Genomic DNA, 2,020 nt, shown 5'->3' with positions numbered 1-2,020 from the left:
GAATGTTCGTGACTTTTTTCAGTTACGAATTGTAAACATTTGTTTACATTACGAGTTGACCACTAGCCGATTTACAGCGTTCGGCGGGAGGCCGCCGCCGGACACGTCAAGGTGCTCGGGAGAGAGGCTCAGGCCGACGCAGCGATGCCGCCTGATCGTTAGGCCGAAATCTTTTTTAGATTCACCCATTTTCAGCAAACCTGAGTATCGAACGAATGCAGTCGACGACCACGCGTCTCGTCTTTGGCAGGCAAAAAGAAACCCAGCCGGACGATGGCTTTTTCGCAGAGGCCGAAGCGCGCGAGGCTGTGATCCGCTCGGGTATGGTGAGGCACTTTTTGCGCGGCACCCTCTTTCGCCAGCGTGTCAGTGCCTCGCTGATGACCGTCTTCGCAGCGTTCTGCTGGCGTCACGCGGAGCCAGCATTGCTGCTCACCTGGCTGATCGCCGGACTCGCGATCCTGGGCTGGCGCAATCGGCGCGAGGCTGCCTACGCCGCCATGGTTGGCCGGGACACGCCGGCAATTCTGGCCGGCTTTATATCCGCCATGCGACCGATCTTCACTTTGCACGGGGCAATCTGGGGCGTGTCGCTGTTCTTCAGTTTCGACAACCTTCCGCTCTATGACCAGCTCGGTTGCTGGCTGGTGCTCGCTTGCGTTGCTTCTGCGCCGCTGACGACTGTCGCATTGGTTCCTGCGCTTTCCAGGGCCTACACGAACACCCTTTTCATCATGTTGATTGCAGTGCTCCTTGGCATGACAGCGACCAAGGAATCCGGCAGCGCGGGACCGGATCTGTTGCTGCTCGGCTTGCCATTCTTCTATTGGTGGCTGCTCGGACGCTTCGGCAAAGGCATCCACCACAACCAGCGCGAGCAGTTCGGGCTGCAGTACGACATCGCCTTGCGGGAACAGGAAGCACGCGAAGCCGTGCATATCAAAAACCGCTTCCTTGCGGCGGCGTCGCACGACATGCGCCAGCCCGTGCTGGCGTTGTCGCTCTATGCCGAGCACCTGCTCGAGCATCCCGACATGCACCTCCAACTGGCGCCCAAGATCGCTGCAGCGAGCCAGGCGGTGAGGGGACTCTTCGAATCGCTGTTCGACCTGGCCAACCTCGACGGCGGCCAGGTTCAGCTGCGGATCGGGCAGGTTGACATCGCGCAGTTGCTCGCCGACGTGCACAACCAGTTCGAACCGCTCGCCGCTGCTCGCCGCATTTCGCTGCGCTGGCGTGGCGCACCATCCCTGCTGATGACCGATGCCGTGCAGATGCGGCGGATGATCGGCAACCTGGTGGGTAACGCCATCAAGTACAGCGAGCCCGACCGGAAGATCCTGCTCTGCGCGCGGCGCCATCGCGGCGGAGTTCGCGTGCAGGTGTGGGACCAGGGCTTCGGCATACCTGAACAGCATCTGGGCAACATCTTTAAGGAGTTCTATCGCGTTGACCGGCCTGACCAAGGGTCGATCGATGGAGCCGGCCTTGGCCTGTCCATCGTCACACGTCTGGCGCGAATGCTCGACACGCAGGTTCAGGTTGACTCGGTGGTCGGCCGCGGCACGCGCTTCACGCTCGACCTGGATGCGACGTCCAAGGCGGCGAATTCTCCCGCTGGCGAAACTCGCGATGACCTCTGGATCGTAACAAAAGATGTGCTGGCCATCGCCCGCGTTAACAAATGCGTCACGGTCACCATGTAGCCCACAGCACGCCTCTGAGCGATCCAGAACGGATCCAGCTGCGGTGTGCACCATCTCTCATGGCCCGCCTTTGCCTGATAAGGCCAACATCGAGCGGCGCGCCTTGAATTGCTGCTTCCATGATTTGCTGGTACCCATCAATCAAGTGCTTTTGAGCGGCAGCCCCAAAGTAAAAAGATCGAGGCTGCTCTGCATCGGCACTACTCTGGCATTCATGGAGGCCGGCACCCGAAGTTCATCTGCCGGCGCGCGAGCTGAAGGCAGGTGCCGCATGAGCGCCCTGACCGTTCACGCGGACACACACGGGCCCTCCG

Annotated in this window: 1 protein-coding gene; it reads left to right on the top strand. The window is 60.7% G+C overall.

The features are described from left to right. The first annotated feature begins 215 nt into the window (after nt 1–215). On the top strand, nt 216–1,706 hold the full coding sequence (locus RCH10_RS27525; RefSeq protein WP_409054832.1) for a sensor histidine kinase: 1,491 nt from the start codon (nt 216–218) through the stop codon (nt 1,704–1,706). Nucleotides 1,707–2,020: the final 314 nt, after the last annotated feature.

Source organism: Variovorax sp. GrIS 2.14 (assembly GCF_046115955.1).
Classification (GTDB): Bacteria; Pseudomonadota; Gammaproteobacteria; order Burkholderiales; family Burkholderiaceae_C; genus Variovorax.
Note: the sequence above shows the minus strand (reverse complement) of the source record. Positions and strands in the feature narration are given on the sequence as shown.

Bases quoted from the DNA above. Each gene is read 5' to 3' on its own strand.
- RCH10_RS27525 (WP_409054832.1), top strand. From the start codon at position 216: ATGCAGTCGACGACCACGCGTCTCGTCTTTGGCAGGCAAAAAGAAACC.